Raw genomic sequence first — 24,238 nt, 5'->3', positions numbered from 1 at the left:
GCCCTAGGAGATGGCTAATGGGACGATTTTTCGACGGGCGTAAAAAGGCGGGGCGACATCCGTCGGCGGATTTGAGGGTTTACTGAGCCTATCGCCGGATTGGACAGGAAGCCCTGTTTACATCCTCTCCGGCCGAGCGACATTGGGCTCATCTGCCCTGTACGCAAAGTCTCATACTTGGTTTATGGCTTTTGCTCACGAAGTGTTTTTACTCTCGTGAACGCCGGAAGCGCCCACCCGCGTTTCCAAGGATGACTCTTTGACTATGGACAGTCTCATGACGGGCAATACCCTCGTAATCACACCTTCGCAGATTCACCCGCCCCCCCCTGACGATCAATCCACACCAGAACCTGACGACATCCACTCGTCAAACGCAGGCAGCAGCAGTGCCATCCGGCAACCGCTGGGTAATCCGGGTGGGGCGTTGTCCTGGCCTATCCCCCTCAGCGCGGACGAACAACGCCGCTTGCGGCTGATCACGATGAATCATGCACACCACTTGGGCGATCAGCCGCTGGTGATGCAAACCAAGGGCGGTGTGCTGGAGTTTTTGCGTTATTGCTGTCCACTCCCGGATAACATCGCGAACGATCCTGCCCGGATACTCGAAAGCCTGCTCCGCTCCCCGCAAGGGCAACTGATGGGCAAATCGCTGCAACAGAGAATGCAGGGTATCGGCAGCGAAAGCAGCGCAATGGATTACCTGCTGGCGGGGATCGCACTGCAGATGGATCCTGAGTCGATCACTGACCCCCATCGCAACAAGACAGCCGGCTTCGAGCTGGCCAGCTATCGACATTGCGGACGGCATGCATCTGACGTCGTTGCTGACCTCGCCGAACACTTGAGCCGTGAAGGGAGAACCTGCGCTGCCCTGGCGAAAACCGGTGCATACCTTTTGCTGGGCAGGTCGGCACCGCAGTTTCTGATTGCGGACATACCCGGGAATGTGAAAGTCGGCAGTCTGGCATGGGCGAACCTGACCATTGCGGCAATGACCATCGAGGCTCAAACACCGGGCAAAGTCCCTGCCATGTCGTTTGCCCAGGTCATGAGCAAGTCTGAAAGTGCCCGCCTGGTTGACGCTGCATCCAGCCAGCGCATTCAGACAATCGTGTTACTCGATTGGGCTGTCGCCAACCAGATCATCCTGCAAAGAAACGATGACACCTACACCGCCGGGCAACTTGAAACGATAAGAGCGGCATTTAACCAAGAGCTTGATGAGCGGCTAGCTGCCGCCAGAATACTGGACAAAGAATTACCGACACGAAAAGACATTGCCCTGGCCACATTGATAGAGCGGTTTGGCGATCTGGGCACGCTTTTCAAAGTCAAGGCACTCCACACGGATACGTATCGCGGCGAGAGTGGGCAGACGGGTTTTAGTGGCATTCATTCGCTACTGGATTACGCGATGATGGATTTACCCAATCCACGGCCACTTGCATCCAGTGATGCCCGCATCCCGCTGGAGGCTTTGAATAGCAACCCGACGTTTGGCGTGAGGGAAGCTTTCGAACAGCAGTTCACGTGCGCTATCCAGGATAAAAAAGCCGCCGTCAATACAACGGTCAGGCACATGATCTCGCTGCTTCCACCTGAGGACAGAAAGAACTTCGAGTGTGGAAAAATCGTTTTTTTCCAACAAGGCTCATTTGTGTCCGATGGCTTTTTCAATCACACATCTGGCCCGAACGAGCCCGGGCTGCTCATCAGGACGGAATTGAGCGGCAAGTTCCAGGCCTATGAAATCAACATCAATAAAAACTCGATTGAACGAACCGCCCTGCACAGGGCAAGGCAACAGGAATCAAGGGAAGCCAACAAGTATTTTACGACCAAAGCGCTTATCCCCCGTGACGCGGCGACTGAACTGGGTCGTGAGCGTGCTTTGAGCGAGTCACTGGTAAACAGTTTCAACAGCGCCCGGTCCTGGGCAATTGCCGACGCCTTTGTGCAACATCTCGATCTCGATGATCCTGCAATCAAAGAGCTGGCACGCGGGCAGACGCCCATGGACGACTATTACCGGCCCAAACCGTTAGGTGAGTTTTTGTTGAACCTGATCCCCTTCAGATCGGCCATTGTCAATTTTCAGAAGGGCAACTACGGCGAGGCGGTATTTGATCTCATCGTGGATATATTCGGTTTTCTCACGGCGGGCGTCGCCACTGCAGGGAAACTGATCAGGATCGGCAGCACTGCTTTGTCCTCCGGCGCCAAGGCCTTGAAGACCGCTCATGTCATCGGTGTCGCCACTATCGATGTGCTCAACCCGGTGGGCGGCTTGGGTGATCTGGCCAGACTCGTGGGGACCGGTGGTCTTTATCTCTTGTCCAAAGGCGCCAAAGCCGTCAACCGACTCAGGGGTGCCGCCGACCGTTACGAGGTGTTGAAGGCAATAAGCAATCAATATGACGCTGCGGCAACGGGCGCCATCAAAGTCGCCGACGAAACAGTGGAAGGCGCCGCCGTGCTCAAGGGCGGCCAATGGTATTCATTTGATGTCGACACGATGCGGCCTTACGGCAGCCCGATCAAGGAGTTCGCCGTCGCCACTCAGGCTGTCGCCGGTAACGTGGTCGCTTCATACGTCGATGAGTGGCACGAGCTAAGCCATGATCTGTTTCGTCACTACAGTGTGCCCGCGTCCAGAATCGCCGGGCTCTCTGGCAACAGCCAAGGGGTGTATGTGGCCGCCGATGGGCATCTCTCCCACATACGCCATACCGATAGCAACGGTAAAACAGCGGTGTACGAGGTCAGGCAAGTCACTCGCAATGAAGACGGCGTCGTGCAGGCGCGGGTCTATCATGGCAACCGGCAAACCGAATTACTCGTTCAGCGTATTCAGGGTGACCAGTGGCAACGACTGGGCGCGCGTGGAGGCGGAGGAGTGGCGGTGGAGATTACCGCGTTGCACTTGCGGATATGGGAAGCCTTGCCGCCGGCGGAAAGGCAGCAAGTGACTCGCAGCGGCTTTGCTCGCCAGTATCTATTGCCGCAAAAAACATTTCTGTATTACGTCAAGCCCGACGGCGAATTGAGCGCCGCCGGCGTACTGGTGCGTGACCGCCCCGCTGGCACAGCCTTTAATCTGCCGAACGCAGAGCATGTCCGTGAATGGCAGAACATGACGCAAAACGCCCGAGACGAAATGACCATGGGGGGATTTATCAGCCTGCATCACTTCAACCCGGGCGCCTTCAAAAATTACGTAACAGCTGAGGGTCGCTTGCGGCCCGCCGGCGAAGCGTTACTGCACAAGGCGAGCGGTGGGAGCTATAACAAATTAACTGATACCTATTTAAACCAGTGGTATGCGTTCTTCACACAACCGGGCAATACGGTCACACCGACGCAATTCATGCAGCAACGTAAGCTCAACCCCTCCATATGGCAAAAGTACGTCAGACAGGATGGAGCCCTGACAAAAAAGGCTATCAGACGTCTCAACGCGAGAAAAAACCTCGATCAGCCTGCCCCGGCCCAGCCACCTGAAGCGCAGGCGATGCAGGCAATCGAGGTGCCCGGTGGGTCCCCGAGGAACAGGACCCAGATGGTCACTGCCGAGCACCTGCGGCGATGGGAGGCAATGCCTCGAACTGAGCAGCTGACGCTGACCCGCGAAGGCTTTGCGCTGCAGAATAATCTGCCGCGAAAAACATTTGAGTACTACGTGAAGCCTGACGGTCAATTGAGCGAAACCGGCGTACTCGTGCGTGACCGTCCGACAGACAAAACCTTCAATCGGATAACCGAAACCCATATCCGTGACTGGCAAAAAATGTCTCAGCAAGAACGTAATGACATGACAATCAAAGGATTTTCCGGTCATTACTATCTTAACCCGGAGACCTTTACGACCCATGTACGAGCCGATGGAAGCCTGACGCCAGTGGGACAATCGATGCTGCACCGAGCGACCGGTGGCACCTATACCACGCTGACAGATGACCATTTACGCAGGTGGCAGGCGCTTTCGGGGCAGCAGAATAACACCCTCTCGGCAGAGGAATTCGTCCGTCAACACGCACTCGATCCTGCTAGATGGCAGGCCAGAGTCAAAGCTGATGGAACCCTCAGAACCGCAGCCTTGCAACGTACGGAGAAAGCGCCCAGGCGGACTTCGGAAGAACACAAGGACAGGATCACTGCCGGACACTTGCGGGCCTGGGAGGCGTTATCGAAAACGGAGCAACAGACGCTCAAGCGTCGGGGCTTTGCCCGACAGAACAACCTGCCTCGAAAAACATTTGAGTACTACGTGAAGCCTGACGGCGAATTGAACGCAACCGGCGTATTAGTGCGGGACCGTCCTGCCGACCTGGCGTTATACCAACCGGATGAGATACACGTCTGTCACTGGCAAAACATGTCTCAGCAAGAGCGAGACACAATGACCTTGGAAGGATTTGCCGGTCATTATCATCTTAATTCGAGTACCTTCTACAATTATGTCCGGGTCGATGGAGGCCTTAGGCAAAGAGGGGAGCTCCGGATGCACAGGGTAGCGAGCCTTGCTTATAACGAGATTACCGACCAACACTTACGCCAGTGGGACTCGCTTCTCAGGCTTGCGGACAACACCGTTACGGCGACGGAGTTCCTGCGCCAGAACAGACTCGATCCACGCCAATGGATAACCTTGGTCAACATAGACGGCACATTAAAAGAAACAGCCTTGCGACGTGTCGAAGGAGCGGGGCAAAGTACCCAGCCACTTCTCGAAGGCCAACAATCTGAAACGAGTACGGCACAAAAGCGGCCAGCGCAGGACTCGCTGGAATCACCGCCACCAAAAAGACCCGCCGACACGCCTGATCGTGTAGAGGAAGTTCCCGACCCCTCCTCGTACATCTTGCCTGTCGCTATCAAAGTTGAACCCGAGGCTTCCTCGTCATTGCCTCATCAAACCGACAATACGTTACCGATCCTGCAGGACCCGCGAGACCCGACAATCAGCCTGACCTTATCCCTCGAGGGGCCGATCAATGACATCCGTATCGCCAATTGGGGTGGCTTGTTTGACGGTCTCGATAGCGCAAGCAAAAAAAGCGTCTCAAGCCAGATCAAGGAATCGATCAAAGACTGGTTGCGTACCGAACGAAAGCATCAGTCGCGGTTTGATCAGACGCTGGAAGTGCTCACGGCACTGGATGACGGTGGCCCCTATCGCGGCGCGTCCGTGTGGGCGCGACGCGATATTGCCAAGTTCGAAGTGCTGGGACCGTACGCAGGCAAATTCCATGAATCAGATGCGTCGTTGTTTCAGGAGATACGCAAGCAAGGTTCACGGGCTGTACTGACGTACTTGTTCGGCACGCGCTCGGGCAATCGCTCGGTGAGTGCGCTGCACACGGGCAATACCCTGAGCCTGATCAATACTTCGCAACTGGGCGGCGGGCCGGCATGGCGGTCGAATAACGTCATTTCCATCGCAGTTGGAAAAAACCTGACGTTCTATGTGGCGCAGAACGACATCAAAAAAGGTGAAGAATTACTGGTGGACTATGGGTTGTCCTATCAGCCGATACCGGATATCGCCATCAAGCCGGAACCAGGTCACTGAATGTTCGGGCACCAAAGCTGCTACGGTTCTTGATTCGAGGGTGCGCTGTACAGCCAGCCCTAATCCTGAAGATATCCCCCGGGCACAAAAAAGCGGCGCTCTATGCGCCGCTTTTTCATTTGCGGGTGATTACCAGCGGTTGCCACGTCCGTTGTGGTCACCGCGTCCGCTATGGCGATCATAGTTGCCACGACCGCGGTGATCGTTGTCCCAACCGCCGCGACGTTGGCCATCCCAGCGTCCGCGATCATTGCCGTGCCAGCGACGGCTTTCGTAGTGACGCGGGGCCGGTTGATAGTAACGCGGCGCCGATTGGTAATAGCGCGGTTGCTGATAGTACCGCGGGGCTGGCTGGTAATAGCGTGGCTGCGCGTAATACCTGCTGCCACCGTTGTAATAGTTGCCGCCCGTGTTGTAGTAGGCCGGTGCAGGTGATGTGTAGACCTCTGAGCTGTAATACGAGTCCGCGTAGGAGTACGGGACGCAACCGGCAACGGAAAACATCAACGCAGCAAGCAGAAGAATTCGTCTATACATGGCGGCCTCCTGGACCGCGGGTTGGCCACACCAGCGACGCTGGCAGGCGACAGTCATTTAATCGGCGACTGTCGAAAAATCAGACAGCGTTTTCGGCATCTGGTGCGTTCCTGCAACAAGTTGAAACAAGTGATTTATGAAACCTTGTTCATCCGCAAAAACGCTGTCATTCAACCGCTGATTAATGGTGGCCACCGTGATATCCGCCGCCGTGATAACCCCGTCCGTAACCGCCCCGATATCCGTAGCCACCGTAGTAATAACGCGCGCCGCCGTAGTAGCGCGGACCGTAATAACCACCGTAAAAATAGGGTGAGTAATAACCGGGATAGTAGTAGGAGGCGGGGTAAGCATCGTAGGGGCCGGCGTAGTAGTAACAGCCGGACAAACCGAACATCAGCACTGCACCAAGCAACATCTTCTGAACACGCATGGCGGCCTCCTGAAAGACCCACGGCCACAACGGAACAGAGCAGCCGACACACGTTTGACTGGCGCGAATCAATCAAGTGCCCATTCCCGCTCGGCTTCAGATCAGCGGTGTCCGCACCATCGCAAGTCCCTGTGGGAGCGAGCTTGCTCGCGAAGGCGATGGATCAGACAAATCATTGTTGAATGACATACCGCATTCGCGAGCAAGCTCGCTCCCACAGGTTCGTGTCCATCCCTCCTACGATGCAGGAGCGACCATTCGCGCCGCACATGGAGCAGTTATTTCCACGCAGTGACACTAGAATGCATGCCATCGGGCCACTGCCAACGGAACTGCCATGCCGCTTCGTTCTCCCCTGTACTCGCAACGCTCGCTGGTCCTGACGCTGATCGCCCTGCTCGGCGCCGGTTTTCTCGCCACCTCGTTGCTCAGCTACTACGCCTCCCGCGAGTCGATCCGCGACAACATCGTCAACACCGAATTGCCGCTGACCTCCGACACGGTCTACTCGGAAATCCAGAAAGACCTGGTCCGGCCGATCCTGATTTCCTCGATGATGTCCCGCGACACCTTCATGCGCGACTGGGTGGTCAACGGCGAGCAGAATCCCGAGCAGATGACCCGTTACCTCGACGAAGTCATGACCCATTACGGCGCCTACACCGCGTTCTTCGTCTCCAACGCCAGCCACACCTACTACCACGCCAAAGGCGTGCTCAAGCAGGTCAAGGTCGATGAGCCGCGCGACGCCTGGTACTTTCGTGTGCGCGACATGAAGGAACCGTACGAAATCAACGTCGACCCTGATCTGGCCAACAAGGACAACCTGACCTTCTTCATCAACTACAAGGTTTACGACTACCACAACCGCTTCATCGGCGCGGCGGGCGTTGGTCTGACCGTGGACGCGGTGATCAAGCTGATCGACAAATATCAACAGCGCTATCAACGCAGCGTGTACTTCGTCGACACCTTTGGCCGACTGGTGTTGACCGGCGCCGACGGTGGCCCGGAAGGCGCGCACATCGGTCAGAGCCTGAGTGAACTGGAGAGCATGAAGAGCCTGGTCAGCCAGTTGCCCAAACCCCACAGCGGCAGCTACGAATATTCCGCCCACGGTCAGGGGCATTTCCTCAACGTGCGCTTTATCCCGGAGCTGAACTGGTATCTGTTTGTTGATAAACGTGAGGATGGCGCGCTGAGCGAAATCCGCCAGTCGCTGTACCTGAATCTGCTGATCTGCCTGTTGGTGACGCTGATCGTTCTGGCACTGCTCAACCGCGTGATCAAGCGCTATCAAAGCAAAATCCAGGCGCAGGCCATTCTCGACAGTCTCACCGAACTGCCCAACCGCCGTGGCTTCGACATTCTCGCCGCACAGGCCCTGCACGAAGCGCAACGCGAGACCAAACCGCTAACGGCGTTGCTGCTCGACCTCGATCACTTCAAAGTGTTGAACGACACTTACGGGCACATGGCCGGCGATCAGGTGTTGATCGGTTTTGCCCGCGATCTGCAAAGCTGCCTGCGCCACGCCGACATTGTCTGCCGCTGGGGCGGTGAGGAATTTATCGTTTTACTGAAGGACACCGACGGCGACACCGGTCAGAAAATTGCCGAGAAGATCCGCCAGCACGTCGAACAACACGAATATGCCTACGACGGTCACCGCCTCAATCTGACAGTGAGCATCGGCGCCACCACGCTGCAACGCGATGACACCTTGCACAGCCTGCTGTCGCGGGCCGATCATGCGATGTACCGGGCCAAACACACCGGCCGTAACCGCACCTGCGTGGAAATGCCTCACTCGACTTATGCCTGATTCCGACGTTAAACCCGACCTTTGCCCGGCCTGCGGCGCCCGCAACGACTGCAGCCTGGCCGACCCGCGCACTGCTGACCGCGAATGCTGGTGCTATGGCGTCAGCATCGACTCGGCCGTGCTTGAGGCGCTGCCGCCAGAACTGCGCGACCAATCCTGCCTGTGCCCGCGTTGCGCGCAGGTCGAGGCGCAACTGCAAGCGGCCAAGCGCTCGATCCCGTAAGATGCGCCGCCCTTCAATCACCGAAATCTGAACATGCGCGTCGACCGTTTCCTCAGCAACCTATCCCGCTACAACCGTCAGCAGGTTCGCCTGTTGCTGGTGGAAAAGCGCGTGCGGATTGACGGAAAAGTCGTCAGCGATCCGCACAGCGAGGTGCTGGAATTCAGTCGCGTCGAAGTCGATGACGAAGTCCTGCAAAGCGGCAAAGCGGCGCGCTATTTCATGCTGCACAAGCCGCCGGGCTGCGTCAGCGCTACCCGCGATCCGCAGCACCCGACCGTGCTCGACCTGATCGATGAGCCGGACAAGGACGATCTGCACATCGCCGGACGGCTGGACTTCAACACTACCGGCCTGATGCTGATTACCAACGACGGCGCGTGGTCACGCCGCCTGACCCAACCGCAGACCAAATTGCCGAAGGTCTACTACGTCGAGACCGAGCAGGAGATTGGCGCGCAATATGCGAGCACCTTTGCCGAGGGGATTTACTTCGCGTTCGAGGATCTGACCACGCAGCCGGCGCAGCTGGAACTGCTCGGCCCACGCTCGGCGCGGCTGAGCATCGTCGAGGGTCGTTACCATCAGGTGAAGCGCATGTTTGGGTTCTTCAACAATAAAGTCCTGCGCCTGCACCGCGAATCCATGGGCCCGCTACTGCTCGATAACGCGCTAAAACCGGGCGAGTACCGCGCTTTGCGCACCGAAGAGATTCATTTGTTCTAAGCCCGCGACCGCTCAGCAGAAGTTGTCGAACAATTTACCAACGGCACTTGCGCGATCCCGACTCCCCTGCTTGAATCAGGACGTCGGCCAGATTGTGACCGATGAGTCACAACATACCTCTAAGAAACTTTTTGCCGGTCGTCAGCCCTCTGGGTTGCGCCTCAGCCGGCAGACTGCCCGCCAATAACAATACCCGTCGACCTGCCGTACCGGATCGACATGGGCCAAGCAAATTCCAGGCGTATGCCTACCTGTCACAAAGCTCGTGCAATCTCTATTTGCGCGCATACCCGCTTGCTTGCCAGGAGTCTTATGACATGAGGCCAGAAATCGCTGTGCTGGATATACAGGGTCAGTATCGGGTTTACACGGAGTTCTATCGCGCAGACGCCGCAGAAAAGACCATCATCCTGGTCAACGGCTCGATGGCCACGACTGCGTCGTTTGCACAGACTGTGAAAAACCTGCACCCGCAATTCAACGTGGTCTGCTACGACCAGCCCTACGCGGGCCGGTCAAAAGCCCACAACCGCCACGAGAAACATCTGACCAAGGACGTCGAAGGGCAGATTCTGCTCGAACTCATCGACCACTTCGCCGCCGAACACGTGCTGTCGTTCTCCTGGGGCGGCGCCGCGACCCTGGTCGCCCTCGCCCACCAGCCACGGCGCATCGAACGGGCGGTGATCAGCTCGTTCTCGCCGGTGATCAACGCGCACATGCTCGATTACCTCGAACGCGGCGTCGACTACCTCGGCCAGCGCGACGGCGACCGCGTCGGCCATCTGGTCAACAACACCATCGGCAAACATCTACCGTCATTGTTCAAACGCTTCAACTATCGCCACGTCAGCAGCCTCGCCGAGCACGAATACGGGCAGATGCACTTCCACATCAGCGACGTGCTGCACAGCGATCGGCAGTGCTATCTGAATGCAGCGAAAAAAATCAACGTACCGGTGCTGTTTCTGAACGGCGAATGGGACGAGTACACCGCTGCCGAAGACGCACGCCTGTTCGGCAACCACGTAGCCCAGAGCACGTTCACCACGCTGCAAGCCACCGGGCACTTTCTCGATATGGAACACAAAGCGGCATGCCGCGATAGCCAGAACGCCTTGCTCGGCTTTCTGAAACCGGCGCAGCAGACCAGCCGAACGCGTTACTCGTTTGTTCAGGATCAACATGCACTGGCAATTTGAAAGAGAGTCGTCGCGAGCGAGTCTGTGGGGTGGGGATTCTGCTTTACGCACCGCAGTGCTCGCCCGCGATTGACCGTTTTCAGTGATTCAAAGCGTTCATGAGTAAAAGAAAAACTTCAAATCCGTGGCCGAGTCTGGTACAAAGTCAGCCGCTCTGAGCGGGTATAGTTTAATGGTAGAACAGTAGCTTCCCAAGCTTCCGACGAGGGTTCGATTCCCTCTACCCGCTCCACTCGAATTTTGGTCTCACGTTGTGTTTTTTGACGGGGGATGCAAGAACAGCAAAAACCGGCCTACAGGGCCGGTTTTTTTGTGGCTGGGATTTGGAAGAGTCAATATTCTGAAACCAGTCTATCTTCGCCCCGTTCGTGTCACGCCTTGAAAAACATGCCTCACCCCATACCGTCCAGATGCCTTCTAACCTAAAAAGAGGGGCCGTTTTATCGTCCCACTCATTGAATATCAGTGATTGCATCACTGGAAATTGACGACTAACATCTCCCAAAAAGGGAGGAGGCATGGATGCGGATAATGGCAAGAGCAACCTTGCGGCAATTCTGGGAAAGCAACCCTGCTTTCGCTGAGTCTGAGACACCGCTTGTTGAATGGTATCGCCACATGGAAAAGGCCAGCTACCGCACGCCACAGGAAGTAAAAGCCGAACTGAGAACAGCCAGCATCCTTAAAGGCGCAAGAGTTGTTTTCAATATCGGTGGTAACAAGTATCGAGTGATTTTGGCAATTGACTATCAACGACAGCTTGGCTTCATCCGTTTCGTTGGCAGCCATGCCCAATATGACAAGATCAACGCGGAGACCATCTGATGAACATAAAACCCATTCGGAGCCCGGAGGACCTGGCCGCAGCTTTTGTACGCATGGAGCAGCTTTGGGGCGCCGAGCTCAATTCGCTTGAAGGTGACGAGTTGGAAATACTCGCATTGCTCATCGAGAAATACGAAGACGAGCATTACCCAATGCCCCCCTCTGATCCAATAGAAGCGATTAAATTTCGCATGGATCAGCAGGGATTGACCCCACGTGATCTCGAACCGTTCATTGGCACCAGTGGGCGAGTATCTGAAGTATTGAATCGAAAACGTAAACTGAGTTTATCGATGATCAAGCGCTTGCACGAAGGCTTGCGAATCCCCTACGAAAGCCTGCTCGCAGGGTCCTGAATCTTCTGGTTTCAAAGAAAAACGGCTTCAACGGCCGTTTTTTGAGATGGGTGCCTTCGCGCAGTGAGGCGAAGTCACCAACCACAGTGATTCGCTGGCGATTTTCCCGACATTACAGATCCACAACACTCCACCGGTTTTCACCTCCCGCCCGACCGACTAGCATTTCCCCATCACCCACCACCCTCCCCCTGCGCGGCCATCGACGAATACGCGCCATCACTTTCGAGGGATTCCAATCGCGGCCACTTTGCCGCTGACGACCGAACTCAAAAGAGCCCTTCACCATGACGCAAAACATTTACGACGATCCCGAATTCTTCCAGGGCTACAGCCAGATGAACCGCTCCATCGGCGGCCTCGACGCGGCGCCGGAATGGCCGGCGCTCAAGGCGCTGTTGCCATCCATGCATGGCTTGAACGTGGTGGATCTGGGCTGCGGTTATGGCTGGTTCAGCCGTTGGGCCATTGAGAATGGTGCGGCGAGCGTGCTGGGGCTGGATGTCTCGGAGAAGATGCTGGAGCGGGCGCGGGCATCTACGACGGCGGCGAACATTCGTTATGAGCGCGGCGATCTGGAACAGCTCGACCTGCCCGCCTGCAGTTTTGATCTGGCTTACAGCTCACTGGCGCTGCATTACATCAAGGATTTGCCGGGGCTGTTTGCGCACCTGTACGCCGCGCTGAAACCGGGTTCGCATTTTGTGTTTTCCATTGAGCATCCGATCTTTATGGCACCGCGTAATCCGGGTTGGTTGATTGACGCTGAAGGGAATAAGCGTTGGCCGTTGGACAGCTATCAGTTGGAGGGTGAGCGGGTGACCAATTGGCTGGCCGAGGGTGTGATCAAGCAGCATCGTACGGTCGGGACGTTGCTCAACTCGTTGATTGATGTGGGGTTCACGATTCGTCATGTCAATGAATGGGGGCCGAGTGATGCTGAAGTGGCGGCGCAACCGGCGCTGGCGGAAGAGCGGGAGCGGCCGATGATGATGTTGGTGGCGGTGCAGCGCTGAGCGGGTTTGCAACTTGAGAAGCCCCCTCACCCTAACCCTCTCCCAAAGGGAGAGGGGACTGACCGCGGTGCCAGTACGAGCTACGCCGACGTGCAAAATCCAGCCGAACTCAGGTTTGGAAACAATACAACTCGGCTCCCTCTCCCTCGGGAGAGGGCTGGGCGGGCGGCGTTCCGATGAGGGGGCCGTCCGAAAGCGCACCAAAAATCTCAAGCCGAACAACAGACTCAATTGATTTCAACGTGTCGCAACGATAAACAGCCTAGGAAATGGCAACAGCACCGAGCCATCCGCCAACGCCGGATAAGCCTTCTCAACCTCCGCCAGATACTGCTCCAGGTACTGCGCCTTTTCCGCCTCGGTCAGCGGACTCAAAAACGGAATCAACCCGCTGCCCTTGAACCACTCCACCACACCCGCCGCCCCGCCAGACAACTGATGGTGGTAGGTTGTGCGCCACGCATCGACCCGCGCGCAGTGCCGTCGCAGCATAGAGAAATAATCGCTGGCACTCGCCATGTCGGTACGCTGCCCCGCAGCGCCTGAAAGCTTGCTCGCCCACGGACTATTCGCGGCGACTTCACGCATCAAACGGTGGGAGGGTTCATTGAGGTTGTCCGGCATCTGGATCGCCAGGCTGCCGCCCGCCGACAACTTGCTGGCCAGCGCCGGCAGCAACGTCGCGTGATCCGGCACCCACTGCAAAACGGCATTAGCGAAGATCACATCGAACGGCCCGTCATCGGACCATTTATCAATCTCGGCGACATCAAAGCGCAAATCCGGCAAGCGCTTGCGAGCCGCATCGATCATGTCTGCCGAGCTGTCCAGCCCGCTGACCTTCGCCCCGGGAAAACGCTGTACCAGCAACTCTGTAGAGTTACCGGGACCACAACCGATATCGACCACGGTTCGCGCCTCAGGCGTGGGAATCGCCCCCAGCAAATCACGGGCCGGGCGGGTGCGTTCATCTTCGAAAGCGACGTATTGTTTGGCGGACCAACTCATTGCGTTCTCCTGTCGGGGGGCATTCCAGCGGTTCGACACGATACCGCGATCTGGCACGCGTGCCTGCCCTACCAACGTCCGATGACGTGAGCGGATTTGTAATTAGAATTTTCCACCAGCCGCAGATGTCTGAATTTCAAGACTCCTCCCAATAAGGAACACGGCAATGAAATTCGCAAAAATCTCCCAGAAGCTCGCGATGGTGGCCGGTAGTCCGAAGACCTTCATGGGCGCATTGATCCTGATCGGCTTGTGGGGCTTGAGCGGGCCGATTTTCCATTACAACGACACCTGGCAACTGATCATCAACACCTCGACCACGATAATCACCTTCCTGATGGTCTTCCTGATCCAGAACACGCAGAACCGCGACACCGACATTCTTCATTTGAAGATCGATGAATTGCTCTTGGTGACCAAAGAAGCGCAGAACGCGATGCTTGGGCTGGAGGCGCTGGATTTGAAGCAGTTGGAGGCGTTGCGCAGGCACTACCGCTCGTTGGGCGAGGGTGAGGTTTTCAATCTTGAGGGGCTGGGCGAGAAGAGCAAGTCGAAGCAGGATTTGAATGAATGCTGAAATGCAAGAGACCGCCGCCCACGGCAGCGGTTTCTTGAAGCTTGATTAACGGCTGGCTTGCAGCTGGCGGGCCTTCTCCAGATGGCTTTGCAGCTTCGGCAGTGTCTCGTCGGCAAACGCCTTGATCTCCGGCACGTCGGTGGTCTGCGCTTCCTGCTGAATCTGCTCGATGGCCTCTTCAGTGGCTTTTACCTGACTGGCGGCGTAAGCCTGATCGAAGGAGGCGCCGTCGGTCACTTGCGGCATCAACTCCTTGGCCTTATCGGCCAGCTCCTCACGGGGCGCGACGGGCAGGTCGAGCTTCTTGGCGATTTTCGCCAGATGCTGGTTGGCCGTGGTGCGGTCGTTGATGACGACGATGGTGTAGTCCTTGACCTCTTTCGATTCGGCTTTGCTGTGGGCCAGACGACTGGCCTCGATGTCGGCCATGCCTTTGGCCGAGGCATCGTTGATGAAATCGGCGGGCGACTGGGCAAAAGCGCTGCTGGCACACAGGCCCAACAATGATGCAAAACTCATGGTGCGTATACGGGTGGCCATCCGGCTCATGGTCGCGCCCTCCTTACTTGCGAAATTCAAGCGGGAGCTTACGCCCCCGCCTCTCAATCAAAACTACCTTCACCGACTACTTCGATTTCTGAGCGGGCTTGCGGCCCATGTCTGGCTTTGGCTCTTTGTCGACAGTCGTTGTGGTGGTTTTCCCACCTTTGCGACCTGCTTCAGAGGCCTTGGTTCGATCGTTGGCGAAGTTTCCCGAGTTCGAGTTTCTTGAGTTAGGCATGATTCTCTACCTCTTGGTAATGATCGTGGCGGGCAGGTGCCCGCCTAAGATTGAGAATTTTCTCGCCGGCAAAGGTTTAGAAAAGTTGCAGTCGCTGCGACGAACGGCGCGGATTTATCAGCTGTTGAGTGCGTGATGGTTCAAGCGTTTGGCGGCGTACATCGCCTGATCGGCATGTCGAAACAGTTGCTGTTCCTCACTGCCGTGCTCTGGATAGCGGGCCACGCCGATGCTTGGTTCGATGTGCAGGTTGTGGCCATCGAGGCGCATCGGTTGCACCAGTACCTGTCGGATTTTTTCCGCCACGCCGTCAGCATCTTCCGAGGCCTGAACGCTGTGCAGCAGCACAACAAATTCATCGCCGCCGATTCGGGCCACGGTGTCGGTCTCTCGCACGCAGCCCTTGAGGCGATTGGCCACGGTTTGCAGGAGCATGTCGCCGACAGCATGGCCAAAGGTGTCGTTGACCTGTTTGAAGCGATCCAGGTCGACATACAGCAAGGCCATGTGCCCGGATTGCTCGCGAGCGCCAGCCAAAGCAGCTTTCAAGCGATCACGCAGTAATTCGCGGTTGGGCAGTTGCGTGAGTTGATCGTACTGCGCCATGCGCCGCAGGCGGGCGTGCAATTGCTGACGCTCGATGGCCGTGGCGACCTGGGCGCAGACGTATTGCAGCAATTCCTTGTCCTGCTCGGTGTAGCGCTCGCCGCCGGGCAGGCTTTTGACGATCAAGGCGCCGATGGTGCCGTTTTTCGAATTCAACGGTACGCCGAGCCAGCAAGGCGCATTCTGCCCGGCCACCAGTTCGGCGAAATCGGCTGGGGAATCTGCACTGTCCGGCGTCAGAAGAATCGGCTGGCCGCTTCGGATAACTTCCGTGCACAGACGCCCGGTGACGGTGCCGGGCTGTTCGGGCTGCAGCTCGTGATCGTCGACGTGATAAGGGAAATTCAGTTGCGCGCAATGCTCGTCGTAAAGCGCCACAGAGAAATTCATCGCCGGCAGCCATTCGCCGATGATCAGATGAATACGCTTGAACAGCGCCAGCAGATCTTCCGCCGCATGGGCCGCTTCGGAAATCGCGTACAACGCTGCCTGGCGGGATTCGGCCTGCTTGCGCTCGGTGATGTCGCGCGCCACGGCGATGCGCAGTTGATCGACTTCCGACCAGCGCGCCGACCAGAGGATATGCACGACGCTGCCGTCCTTGCGCAGGTAACGGTTTTCGAAGTTGAGCTTGGGTTCGCCGCCCATGATTTCGTTGGCGGCTGCGAGCGTGCGTTGACGATCCGCCGGGTGCACCAGCTCGATCATTTGCCGGCCGATCAACTCTTCAGGCGAATAACCGAAAACCCGTTCGCAGGCGGCGCTGACAAAAACGAAGCGGCCTTGCTTGTCGACCGCGCAAACGGCGTCCAGCAACAGGTCGATGTAACTCGCCAACGGCGCGGAGTTTCGGCTTTCCATGGTTCAGCGTGGGTGTCCGGGCAATGCAGCACTGATCAACCATCCCTGACCTTGGGTTCGCGCATCCTTGCAAACGATATCAAGCCTTGTGCGGCATCAGCCCCGGCAATGCGTGTACCAGCGCGTTGATGGCAAAACCGATGAACATCACGCCACACAGCCGGGTGATCAACAACTCATGACGCTGATACAGCGTGCGTACCCGTTGCGCGCCGACCACGCCAATCAGAATAGCGTAGGCCAGCAGGCCGCCGAGGAAACTCAAGGCAATCAGCGCCGGCAACATTGACCAGTTGAGCAGCTCGGCGCGGCTCGACAGCAGCGCGGTGAACGTCGCGACCGCCACCGGATAGGCCTTGGGATTGGTCAAGCCGAACAGAATGCCGTGCCAGAACGGCTTGCGCGCCGCGCCTTGGGGTTCGTCGCCGTTGCGGCGCTGGGCGCGCACCGCTCGCCAGCCGAGCCAGAACAGGTACAAGCCACTGAGCACGCCGAGCACATCGAATGCGCTGCTGCCGATTTCCCGGGCGCCGACAATCGCGATCAGCGCCGTGCTGCACCAGACCACATCACCGAGCAGATGCCCGCAAAGAAACCCCGCCCCGGCACGCCGCCCGTGGGCTGCACCGATGCCGAACACCGCCAGCACACCCGGCCCGGGCGTGATGCCATAAATGAAACCCGAGGCCAGCACGGCCATTAGCAACGATGGAGTCATGGGAAACCTGCAAGCGCCAGAACACGTGGCGGCCAGTCTATATCAGCCGCTTGCGCGTGTTCACTGCTCGTCGTAAAAACGCATGCCGGCGTACGGTTTTTGCCGGCAGGCTGCCAGTCGCAAAGCGAGATCGCCGACATGGGCTTCGAGTTTGTGGCCATCGGGATCAAGAAAATAGAACGAGGCACCTTCGCTGCGGTTGTCGCGCCATTCCTGCACATTCGCGGCTTTTAGCTTCTGCACAAAACCTGCGAAGTCGGTGGCACTGAGGCTTAACGCGTAATGGGTGTAATCGACGCACGGTTCGCTTGAGCGCAGCGGATCAAGCGACAGACACAACCACAGTCCCGGCAGCGACAGGTAGGCACCGGCGTCCCACGTCGCTTCGACACGCAAATGCAGCACATCACGGTAGAACGCCAGACTTCGCTGCAAATCGCTGACCGCAAGGGTCAAGTGGTTGAGGCCGGTGAGCATTGGGTCAGTAACCTCTGAGGTCTTCGGGGACGATGTATTGTTGACCGTCGTAAGTCAGGGTGATCTGTTTTTGCTTCAGGCGGGTGGTATTGGAAACGCACTCTTTACCCGATTGAGTATTTTTCATTTTGCTGCCGCTGGTGGTGACGATCAAATCGGCCAGACCATGATGACTGGAAGGACCGATCTCGACGGTTCGGCGAATCGTCTTTGTGTAGCCTTCGCAATCATTCATGAACTCGCCATTGCTCTTGGCAACCACCAAGCCCTCCAGCACCGGCCGCAACTCATTGCCTTCGCGAACATACAGCGCCAAATCGGTTTTTTCGTAGGGAATGGCGTGGGAACTGTGCGCGAACTTTGAACGCAGACCAAAAGCCCGAACCTCCGGCGCCAGTCGATAACGGGCGGTGTCGATGCGCAGATCCTCAAAGCGCACGGCATCGGAGTTGTAAGCGCCCGGTTTACGGTAAGTGGCGATGGGGTTGTAAGTGCTGGCGTTGACGATCGACAGATCCAGATCGAACACCCCGGCATCATCGCCGCCGGCGTCGGCAAGGTAGGTGGATTTGACTGCGATCGCCTGATTCTGCACGGCTGGCCAGTTTTTGCAGCGCGACATGGTTTTGCCGTCGAAGTCCTTGGTCTGGCAGGCGGCCTGGGCCTGGGCGGTCACCGACAAAAGACCCATTGCGATAAAAGAGCCCAGCAGTGTGTTACGCGAAATCATTGTTCTTCCTTGAGTAGAAAAAATCTGTCTTAGAGGCCTTTGAAATCTTCAGGCATTACGTAGTTTTTGCCGTCATAGCGAAGTGTCGTCAAGACCGGTTTTTGCGTGACGGTATTGGATACACACGCCTCGCCTTCGCCCTGGCCAACGGTCGAGCTACGGATCGTCTTGATGATCAGGTCGGCAAAGCCATGGCTGCTGGTCTTGGCCAACGCCACGGTTCGCGTAGTCTCGTAGCGCTCTCCCGCACAATTGCCATCCCACTCCCCGCCATATTCATAAACCACCAGTCTGTCCATTACCGGACGCAACGCGTTGCCCTCTTTCACATAAAGCGACAACCAGGTTTCATCCAGAGGATTCACGCGCGAAGAGCCTTTGAACCGTACTCGCACGCCAAAGGCCTGCAATTGCGGCGCGAGCTTATAGCGGGCGGTATCGAATTTCAGTTCGTCCAGCGCGATGGCATCCACAGAGAATGCCGAGGGCTGATAAAAGCTCGCTAACGGCTGCGAGTCTGCGCTCGCCACCAAGGCCAAACGCAGATCGTAAAGCCCTATAGTCTCTGACGCGCCATACACCGGATCGGGCGAGAAATGGGCGGCCGCGGTGAGCGTCAACCCTGGATACGCCGGCCAATCCTTGCAGAGGGAAAAATCCATCTCCTGCGCCGTTGGCGCCGGCGTGCAATCGGCCAATGCCTGCCCCGCCAGCAACCACCCGCACAATGCCGCACAACCGATCCAGCCAGACTTCACTGTCACTTCCCGCTCCTTGATAACGTTTCAGCCGCGCACTATCCCCTGCTGTATCGGCCCTTTCAACAGAATCATCAACACATCAAAACGTATTTCGCCTTACCCTGAATGGGCTGGCCGTTAGCTGATGTTATGAATCCACTATTTTCAGTGTCTGGAAGTCAGTCTTCGCGAGCAGGCTCGCTCCCACAGGGGAATGCATTTCAAATGTGGGAGCGAGCTTGCTCGCGAAGGCGTCAGAAATGACGCCGCAGATCTCAGAACTTGTCGAGCGTGCGCAATTTCTGCGGCAAGCCCCACAACAGCAACGCCGCCGCGATCAGGGCCGCCACGCCGATCACATACAGCGCCGGCGTGGTGCTGCCGGTCAGGTCCTTGATCCGCCCGACCATCACCGGGCTGACAATCCCGCCGAATTGCCCCAACGTGTTGATCACCGCAATCCCGCCCGCCGCACCCGCGCCAGCCCCGGCCAACAACTTCGGTGGCAGCGTCCAGAAACTCGGAATCGAGGCGATGATCCCGGCGCCAAGCAAGCCAAGAGCAACGATCAAAAACGTGGTGTGGCTGGCGAAAATGCCCGCACTGAAAAAGCCGATCGCACCGACGACGACCAGCCCGGCGACAAACTTGCGCCGCTCACCGGTGGCGTCCGACAAGCGCCCGATCACCACCATGCTGATCGCCCCGCAAATGTACGGAATCGCCGTCAGCAGACCGATCATCACCGGACTCTCGGTGCCGGCACTGCGGATCAGTTGCGGCGCCCAGAAATTCAGACCGTAGGACGCCACCTGGATCAGAAAGTAGATCAAACCCAAAGTCAGAAAACCGGGAATCTTCAACGCCGCGAGCAGTGAACCACCGCTCTTGTGCGGTTCATGCTGGGCAATGCGGCTGGAGAGCAATTTCTTCTCGTCAGCAGTCAGCCAGTGCGCATCTTCGATGCGATCCTTGAGCAACGTCAGCACCAGAAAACCGAGGCCGATACACGGCACGCCGCCGAGCAGGAACAGCCAGTGCCAGCCGCGCATTTGCAGCACGCCGTCGAGGTGTTCGAGCACCAGCCCGGAGAACGGCGCGCCGACCAGTCCGGCAAACGCCGAAGCGAGAAACAGCATCGAAGTGATGCGGCCACGGAAATGCTGCGGGAACCACAGCGTCAGGTAATACAAAACGCCCGGGGCAAATCCGGCCTCCATCGCACCGATCACAAAGCGCAGCGCGTAGAACTGCCATTCGCTGTTGACGAACACCATCGCTGCCGTCGCCACGCCCCACGACATCATGATCCGCGCGATCCAGCGGCGTGCGCCGACCTTGTACAGCATCATGTTGCTTGGCACTTCGAACAGCACGTAACCGACCACGAACAGCCCCGCGCCGAGGCCATAAGCGGTATCGCTCAGGCTCAGGTCGGTCTGCAACTGGAATTTGGCGAAGCTGATGTTGATGCGGTCGAAGAAGGCGAACAGGTAGCAGACCATGATCAGCGGCATCAGGCGCCAGGCGACTTTGCTGACCAAGGCTTTTTCAGCGTCGTGATCGACGGACGGACGGGCGCCCGCCTCCATTACATTGAGGCTCATAGCTTTTCTCCAGGCGGACTGCCGGTGGGCGTCCGATTGTTTTTGTTGTCTGGTCATGACGCTCACTGGGGAGCGCTTTTTTGTGGGAGCGAGCTTGCTCGCTCCCACAGGGGGATTTGTATATTCAGATGGGAAGCGGGTGCAGGTCGCAGTTGCGTCCGGCCTTGGCCAGTTGACCGGGCACTTCGTGGCCCAGAAGATTCGGCAAGCCACGCGAAAGTTTCAGCAGCAGCGGCAAATCGATGCCGGTGTGAATACCGATCTCATCGCACAGGTTCACCAAGTCTTCAGTGCAGATATTGCCCGACGCACCCGGCGCAAACGGGCAGCCACCGAGACCACCAAGCGCCGCATCGAAACGCCGCGCCCCCGCCTCATAAGCCGCCAGCACATTGCACAGCCCCAGACCCCGGGTGTTGTGGAAATGCAGGGTCAGATCGGCCGGCGCAACCCGCTGCAACACCCGCCGTACCAACCGATCCACTTGTCGCGGATTGGCCATTCCAGTGGTGTCCGCCAGAGTGATGCCGGCAATGCCGAGCTCCTGATAGGCGTCGACGATTTTCAGCACGCGATCCTCGTCGATCTGGCCTTCGAACGGGCAACCGAACGTCGTCGCGATACTGCCATTGAGGCGCACGCCGGAGCCGCTGGCAAACGCCACAATCTCTGCAAACGCCGCCAGCGAATCCTCGCAACGCATGCGCATGTTGGCCAGGTTGTGCGTCTGGCTGGCGGACATCACCAGATTCAGTTCATCGGCACCCGCCGCCAATGCACGCTGCGCGCCTTTGAGGTTGGGAATCAGTGCGACGTAAATCACTCCCGGCTGGCGCTGAATGCCGGTGAAGACTTGCTCGCCGTCCCGCAGTGCCGGAATGGCTTTCGGCGACACAAACGAACCGGCTTCGATACGGCTGAAACCGGCCAGCGATAGTTGATCGATCAGGGCGATCTTGTCAGTGGTTTCCACCCAGGTCGGCTCGATCTGCAAGCCATCGCGGGGCGAGACTTCCTGGACGACCAGGGTTTGCGAATAGTCTGTGATCATTGCACCACCCCTTGGCTTTTCAGGCGTTCGATGTCGAGTTCAGTCAGGCCCAGGCCGGCAAGGATGCCGTCGGTGTGCTGACCAAGTTTCGGCCCCGACCAGTTCACGCCGCCGGGGGTTTCCGAAAGTTTCGGCACGATGCCGGGCATCTTTACTGTCGCGCCGCCGGGTAATTCGGCATTGAGCAACATGTCTCGCGCCTGGTAGTGCGGATCGGCAACGATGTCGGCCACCGAATAGATCCGGCCCGCCGGCACTTCGGCGGCTTCGAGCGCGGCGAGTACGGCGTCGATCGGCAGACTGCTGGTCCAGTGAGTGATGGCGGCGTCGAGCAAACCGCTCCTGGCGGCGCGCCCGTCGTTGTGAGCGAATTCTTCTGCGTCAGCAAGATCGTCGCGACCGATGGTGTGCATCAGCCTTTTGTAGATCGGGTCACTGTTGCCGGCGATCACCACATAGGCGCCGTCAGCTGTCAGATAGGTATTGGAGGGAGCAATGCCCGGTAACGCGCCGCCGCTGCGTTCGCGGACATGACCGAGCATGTCGTATTCCGGGACCAGACTTTCCATGACGTTGAACACGCTTTCCGCCAGTGAAACGTCGACAATTTGCCCACCGCCCTGCCCGGTCTTGACCCGCAGCAGCGCCATCAGCGCGCCGATTACCGCATGCAACGACGCTAGCGAATCACCCAGGCTGACACCCACCCGCGCCGGAGGCGACCCCGGGGCTCCGGTGGTATAGCGAATGCCGCCCATCGCTTCGCCGATCGCGCCGAAGCCGGGACGGTCGCGGTACGGGCCGGTCTGGCCGTAACCGGAAATCCGTACAAGGGTGAGATTGGGGTTCAGCGCGTGGAGCACATCCCAGCCGAGGCCAAGTTTCTCCAGCGCACCGGGGCGCAGGTTTTCGATGATCACGTCAGCGTCGCTGGCCAGTTGCTTGACCAGTTCAATGCCTTCGGCGGACTTCAGGTTGAGTGCCAGGGATTTCTTGTTGCGTGATTGCAGGTACCACCACAGCGACGTGCCTTCATGCAGCTTGCGCCATTTGCGCAGCGGGTCGCCCTGACCCATGGCTTCGATCTTGATCACTTCGGCGCCGAACTCGGCGAGCATGCGCGCAGCGAACGGCGCGGCGATCAGGGTGCCGATCTCGATCACTTTGATCGCACTCAAGGGGGCAGTCATCGTGGGGTACCTCTTGTTCTTGGAATATGTCGCCAAGGCTAGAGGAACGATGATCGGGCAATCCAGCCGTCTCTCGGCAATGGGCGTTCGCCAAATGCGAACGCTCAAAGGTGATGTGGTGAATTCGAGGCCGCCTTCGCGAGCAAGCTCGCTCCCACAGGGTTTCGTGGCGGCTGCAGATTCTGTGTTCAACACATATCCACTGTGGGAGCGAGCTTGCTCGCGAAGAGGCCGGAACATTCACTGGAGATCTACGCGCCCTGCCCCCGCAAATGCTCAAACAACAACCGACTCACCGGCGACAACCCCGCCTCCTCCCGCACCACCACAATCAACGCGCGATCCGACCAGTCATCCGTCAACGGCACCGCGTGCAACCCCAGCGCCTGTCCAAACAGTTCATAAGCACGCTGCGGCAAAATCCCGATGCCCATGTTGGCCTGGACCATCCGGCACACCGCATCGAACCCCGGCACATGAATACGAATGCGCAGGACTTTACCTGCCTGTCGCGCCGCCGCATGGGTGCGCATGTTGATCGAACTGGCCGCGTGCAGACCGACGTAATCGCTGTCCAGCGTCTCATCGAACGCCACCGATTCACGCGCGGCCAACGGATGCTCCGGCAGCATCACCACCACCAGTTTGTCCTGACGGTACAACACGCTGTGCAGACCTTTGGTGTCGCTGTCGTTGGAGCAAATACCGAGGTCCGCCACGCCATCGAGCACACCCTGAATGACCCCGGCGCTGGGCCGTTCTTCAAGGTCGGTCTTGACCTGCGGATGCTGCGCGGAGAAGTCGCGCAGGTCTTCGGGAAGAAACTGAATGATCGCCGACAGGTTCGCCAGCATGCGCACATAACCGCGAACGCCGTGGCTGTGCTCGCCGAGTTCCAGGCCCATTTTCTCGACGTTGAACAGCATCTGCCGGGCATGGTGCAGCAAGGTTTCACCGGCCGGCGTCAGCGTCATGCCTTTGGCCTGACGCACGAACAGGCTGATCCCGAGCGCCTCTTCCAGCTCCATCAGCCGCTTGCTCGCCGCCGACACCGCGATGGCTTCACGCGAGGCCGCACGGGTCAGCGTGCCCTCTTCGTGCACGGCGACAAACAGTTGCAGGGTGATCAGGTCGAGGCGGCGGATCAGGCTTTTTTGCAGCATGGAGGGCT

The 24,238-nt window shown here is 58.0% G+C and carries 23 protein-coding genes and 1 tRNA gene; 10 read left to right on the top strand and 14 right to left on the bottom strand.

Translation table 11 applies throughout. The features are described 5' to 3' along the window. Positions 1–277: 277 nt before the first annotated feature. Entirely contained in the window at positions 278–5,578 is a 5,301-nt protein-coding gene (locus ACZZ0G_RS18990) for an SET domain-containing protein-lysine N-methyltransferase (protein ID WP_463557144.1), read from the top strand. Positions 5,579–5,707: 129 nt separating this feature from the next. Here ACZZ0G_RS18990 and ACZZ0G_RS18985 read toward each other — a convergent pair whose 3' ends face one another. Together ACZZ0G_RS18985 and ACZZ0G_RS18980 are read right to left on the bottom strand one after the other, a co-directional pair. Further along, entirely contained in the window at positions 5,708–6,115 is a 408-nt protein-coding gene (locus ACZZ0G_RS18985) for a hypothetical protein (RefSeq protein WP_463557143.1), read from the bottom strand. Positions 6,116–6,296: 181 nt separating this feature from the next. Beyond that, positions 6,297–6,548, bottom strand: coding sequence for a hypothetical protein (locus ACZZ0G_RS18980; protein WP_463557142.1), 252 nt, complete (start codon positions 6,546–6,548; stop codon positions 6,297–6,299). A gap of 337 nt (positions 6,549–6,885) precedes the next feature. On the opposite strand from ACZZ0G_RS18980, the gene ACZZ0G_RS18975 reads away from it, so the two are divergent. The 8 genes from ACZZ0G_RS18975 (at position 6,886) to ACZZ0G_RS18940 (ending at position 12,721) form a co-directional block, all read left to right on the top strand. Further along, positions 6,886–8,373 carry a sensor domain-containing diguanylate cyclase gene (locus tag ACZZ0G_RS18975; RefSeq protein WP_463557141.1) on the top strand — a complete coding sequence of 496 codons (1,488 nt, stop codon included), beginning with the start codon at positions 6,886–6,888 and terminating at the stop codon, positions 8,371–8,373. Next, positions 8,366–8,596, top strand: a complete 231-nt coding sequence (locus ACZZ0G_RS18970; protein ID WP_463557140.1) for a cysteine-rich CWC family protein — start codon at positions 8,366–8,368, stop codon at positions 8,594–8,596. The genes ACZZ0G_RS18975 and ACZZ0G_RS18970 overlap by 8 nt, the downstream gene beginning before the upstream one ends. 33 nt (positions 8,597–8,629) lie before the next feature. Further along, complete coding sequence (locus ACZZ0G_RS18965) at positions 8,630–9,322, top strand: pseudouridine synthase (RefSeq protein WP_463557139.1); 693 nt, start codon at positions 8,630–8,632, stop codon at positions 9,320–9,322. Between the two features lie 317 nt (positions 9,323–9,639). Further along, a complete protein-coding gene (locus ACZZ0G_RS18960) occupies positions 9,640–10,524 on the top strand; it encodes an alpha/beta fold hydrolase (RefSeq protein ID WP_064119706.1) in 885 nt (294 codons plus the stop codon). A gap of 158 nt (positions 10,525–10,682) precedes the next feature. Then, positions 10,683–10,756: transfer RNA gene (locus ACZZ0G_RS18955), tRNA-Gly, on the top strand. Positions 10,757–11,046: 290 nt separating this feature from the next. Next, complete coding sequence (locus ACZZ0G_RS18950) at positions 11,047–11,349, top strand: type II toxin-antitoxin system HigB family toxin (RefSeq protein ID WP_463557138.1); 303 nt, start codon at positions 11,047–11,049, stop codon at positions 11,347–11,349. Beyond that, a complete protein-coding gene (locus ACZZ0G_RS18945) occupies positions 11,349–11,705 on the top strand; it encodes a helix-turn-helix domain-containing protein (protein WP_064119708.1) in 357 nt (118 codons plus the stop codon). Before ACZZ0G_RS18950 ends, ACZZ0G_RS18945 begins: the two co-directional genes overlap by 1 nt. A 287-nt stretch (positions 11,706–11,992) precedes the next feature. Continuing rightward, the gene (locus ACZZ0G_RS18940) at positions 11,993–12,721 is read left to right on the top strand and encodes a class I SAM-dependent methyltransferase (protein WP_463557137.1); all 729 of its coding nucleotides are present in this window, start codon (positions 11,993–11,995) and stop codon (positions 12,719–12,721) included. Positions 12,722–12,958: 237 nt separating this feature from the next. On the opposite strand, the gene tam is transcribed toward ACZZ0G_RS18940, so the two are convergent. After that, positions 12,959–13,729, bottom strand: coding sequence for a trans-aconitate 2-methyltransferase (gene tam, locus ACZZ0G_RS18935; protein WP_463557136.1), 771 nt, complete (start codon positions 13,727–13,729; stop codon positions 12,959–12,961). A gap of 166 nt (positions 13,730–13,895) precedes the next feature. On the opposite strand from tam, the gene ACZZ0G_RS18930 reads away from it, so the two are divergent. Continuing rightward, complete coding sequence (locus ACZZ0G_RS18930; protein ID WP_123594790.1) at positions 13,896–14,306, top strand: low affinity iron permease family protein; 411 nt, start codon at positions 13,896–13,898, stop codon at positions 14,304–14,306. A 45-nt stretch (positions 14,307–14,351) separates the two neighbouring features. Here ACZZ0G_RS18930 and ACZZ0G_RS18925 read toward each other — a convergent pair whose 3' ends face one another. From ACZZ0G_RS18925 to ACZZ0G_RS18875, 11 genes are all read right to left on the bottom strand, one after another. After that, a complete protein-coding gene (locus ACZZ0G_RS18925; protein ID WP_034153112.1) occupies positions 14,352–14,855 on the bottom strand; it encodes a DUF4142 domain-containing protein in 504 nt (167 codons plus the stop codon). 76 nt (positions 14,856–14,931) lie between these two features. Beyond that, positions 14,932–15,087 carry a KGG domain-containing protein gene (locus tag ACZZ0G_RS18920; RefSeq protein ID WP_007911485.1) on the bottom strand — a complete coding sequence of 52 codons (156 nt, stop codon included), beginning with the start codon at positions 15,085–15,087 and terminating at the stop codon, positions 14,932–14,934. A 117-nt stretch (positions 15,088–15,204) separates the two neighbouring features. Beyond that, on the bottom strand, positions 15,205–16,554 hold the full coding sequence (locus ACZZ0G_RS18915) for a sensor domain-containing protein (protein WP_463557135.1): 1,350 nt from the start codon (positions 16,552–16,554) through the stop codon (positions 15,205–15,207). A gap of 79 nt (positions 16,555–16,633) precedes the next feature. Further along, positions 16,634–17,272, bottom strand: a complete 639-nt coding sequence (locus tag ACZZ0G_RS18910; RefSeq protein WP_463557134.1) for a LysE family translocator — start codon at positions 17,270–17,272, stop codon at positions 16,634–16,636. A 60-nt stretch (positions 17,273–17,332) separates the two neighbouring features. Further along, positions 17,333–17,749, bottom strand: a complete 417-nt coding sequence (gene fos, locus ACZZ0G_RS18905; RefSeq protein ID WP_463557133.1) for a fosfomycin resistance glutathione transferase — start codon at positions 17,747–17,749, stop codon at positions 17,333–17,335. A gap of 4 nt (positions 17,750–17,753) precedes the next feature. Further along, positions 17,754–18,479 (bottom strand): PA3715 family protein, encoded by a 726-nt coding sequence (locus tag ACZZ0G_RS18900; protein ID WP_463557132.1) that lies wholly within the window; start codon positions 18,477–18,479, stop codon positions 17,754–17,756. Positions 18,480–18,508: 29 nt separating this feature from the next. Continuing rightward, the gene (locus ACZZ0G_RS18895; RefSeq protein WP_397481488.1) at positions 18,509–19,243 is read right to left on the bottom strand and encodes a PA3715 family protein; all 735 of its coding nucleotides are present in this window, start codon (positions 19,241–19,243) and stop codon (positions 18,509–18,511) included. A 251-nt stretch (positions 19,244–19,494) separates the two neighbouring features. Beyond that, complete coding sequence (locus ACZZ0G_RS18890; RefSeq protein WP_242204615.1) at positions 19,495–20,826, bottom strand: MFS transporter; 1,332 nt, start codon at positions 20,824–20,826, stop codon at positions 19,495–19,497. A gap of 124 nt (positions 20,827–20,950) precedes the next feature. After that, positions 20,951–21,877 (bottom strand): hydroxymethylglutaryl-CoA lyase, encoded by a 927-nt coding sequence (locus tag ACZZ0G_RS18885; protein WP_463557131.1) that lies wholly within the window; start codon positions 21,875–21,877, stop codon positions 20,951–20,953. Further along, on the bottom strand, positions 21,874–23,067 hold the full coding sequence (locus ACZZ0G_RS18880; RefSeq protein WP_463557130.1) for a CaiB/BaiF CoA transferase family protein: 1,194 nt from the start codon (positions 23,065–23,067) through the stop codon (positions 21,874–21,876). The genes ACZZ0G_RS18885 and ACZZ0G_RS18880 overlap by 4 nt, the downstream gene beginning before the upstream one ends. Before the next feature lie 251 nt (positions 23,068–23,318). Continuing rightward, on the bottom strand, positions 23,319–24,230 hold the full coding sequence (locus ACZZ0G_RS18875) for a LysR family transcriptional regulator (protein ID WP_463557129.1): 912 nt from the start codon (positions 24,228–24,230) through the stop codon (positions 23,319–23,321). Positions 24,231–24,238 lie beyond the last annotated feature (8 nt).

It is taken from the genome of Pseudomonas sp. AC169 (assembly GCF_979258515.1).
This window is presented reverse-complemented; position numbering and strand designations above follow the sequence as displayed.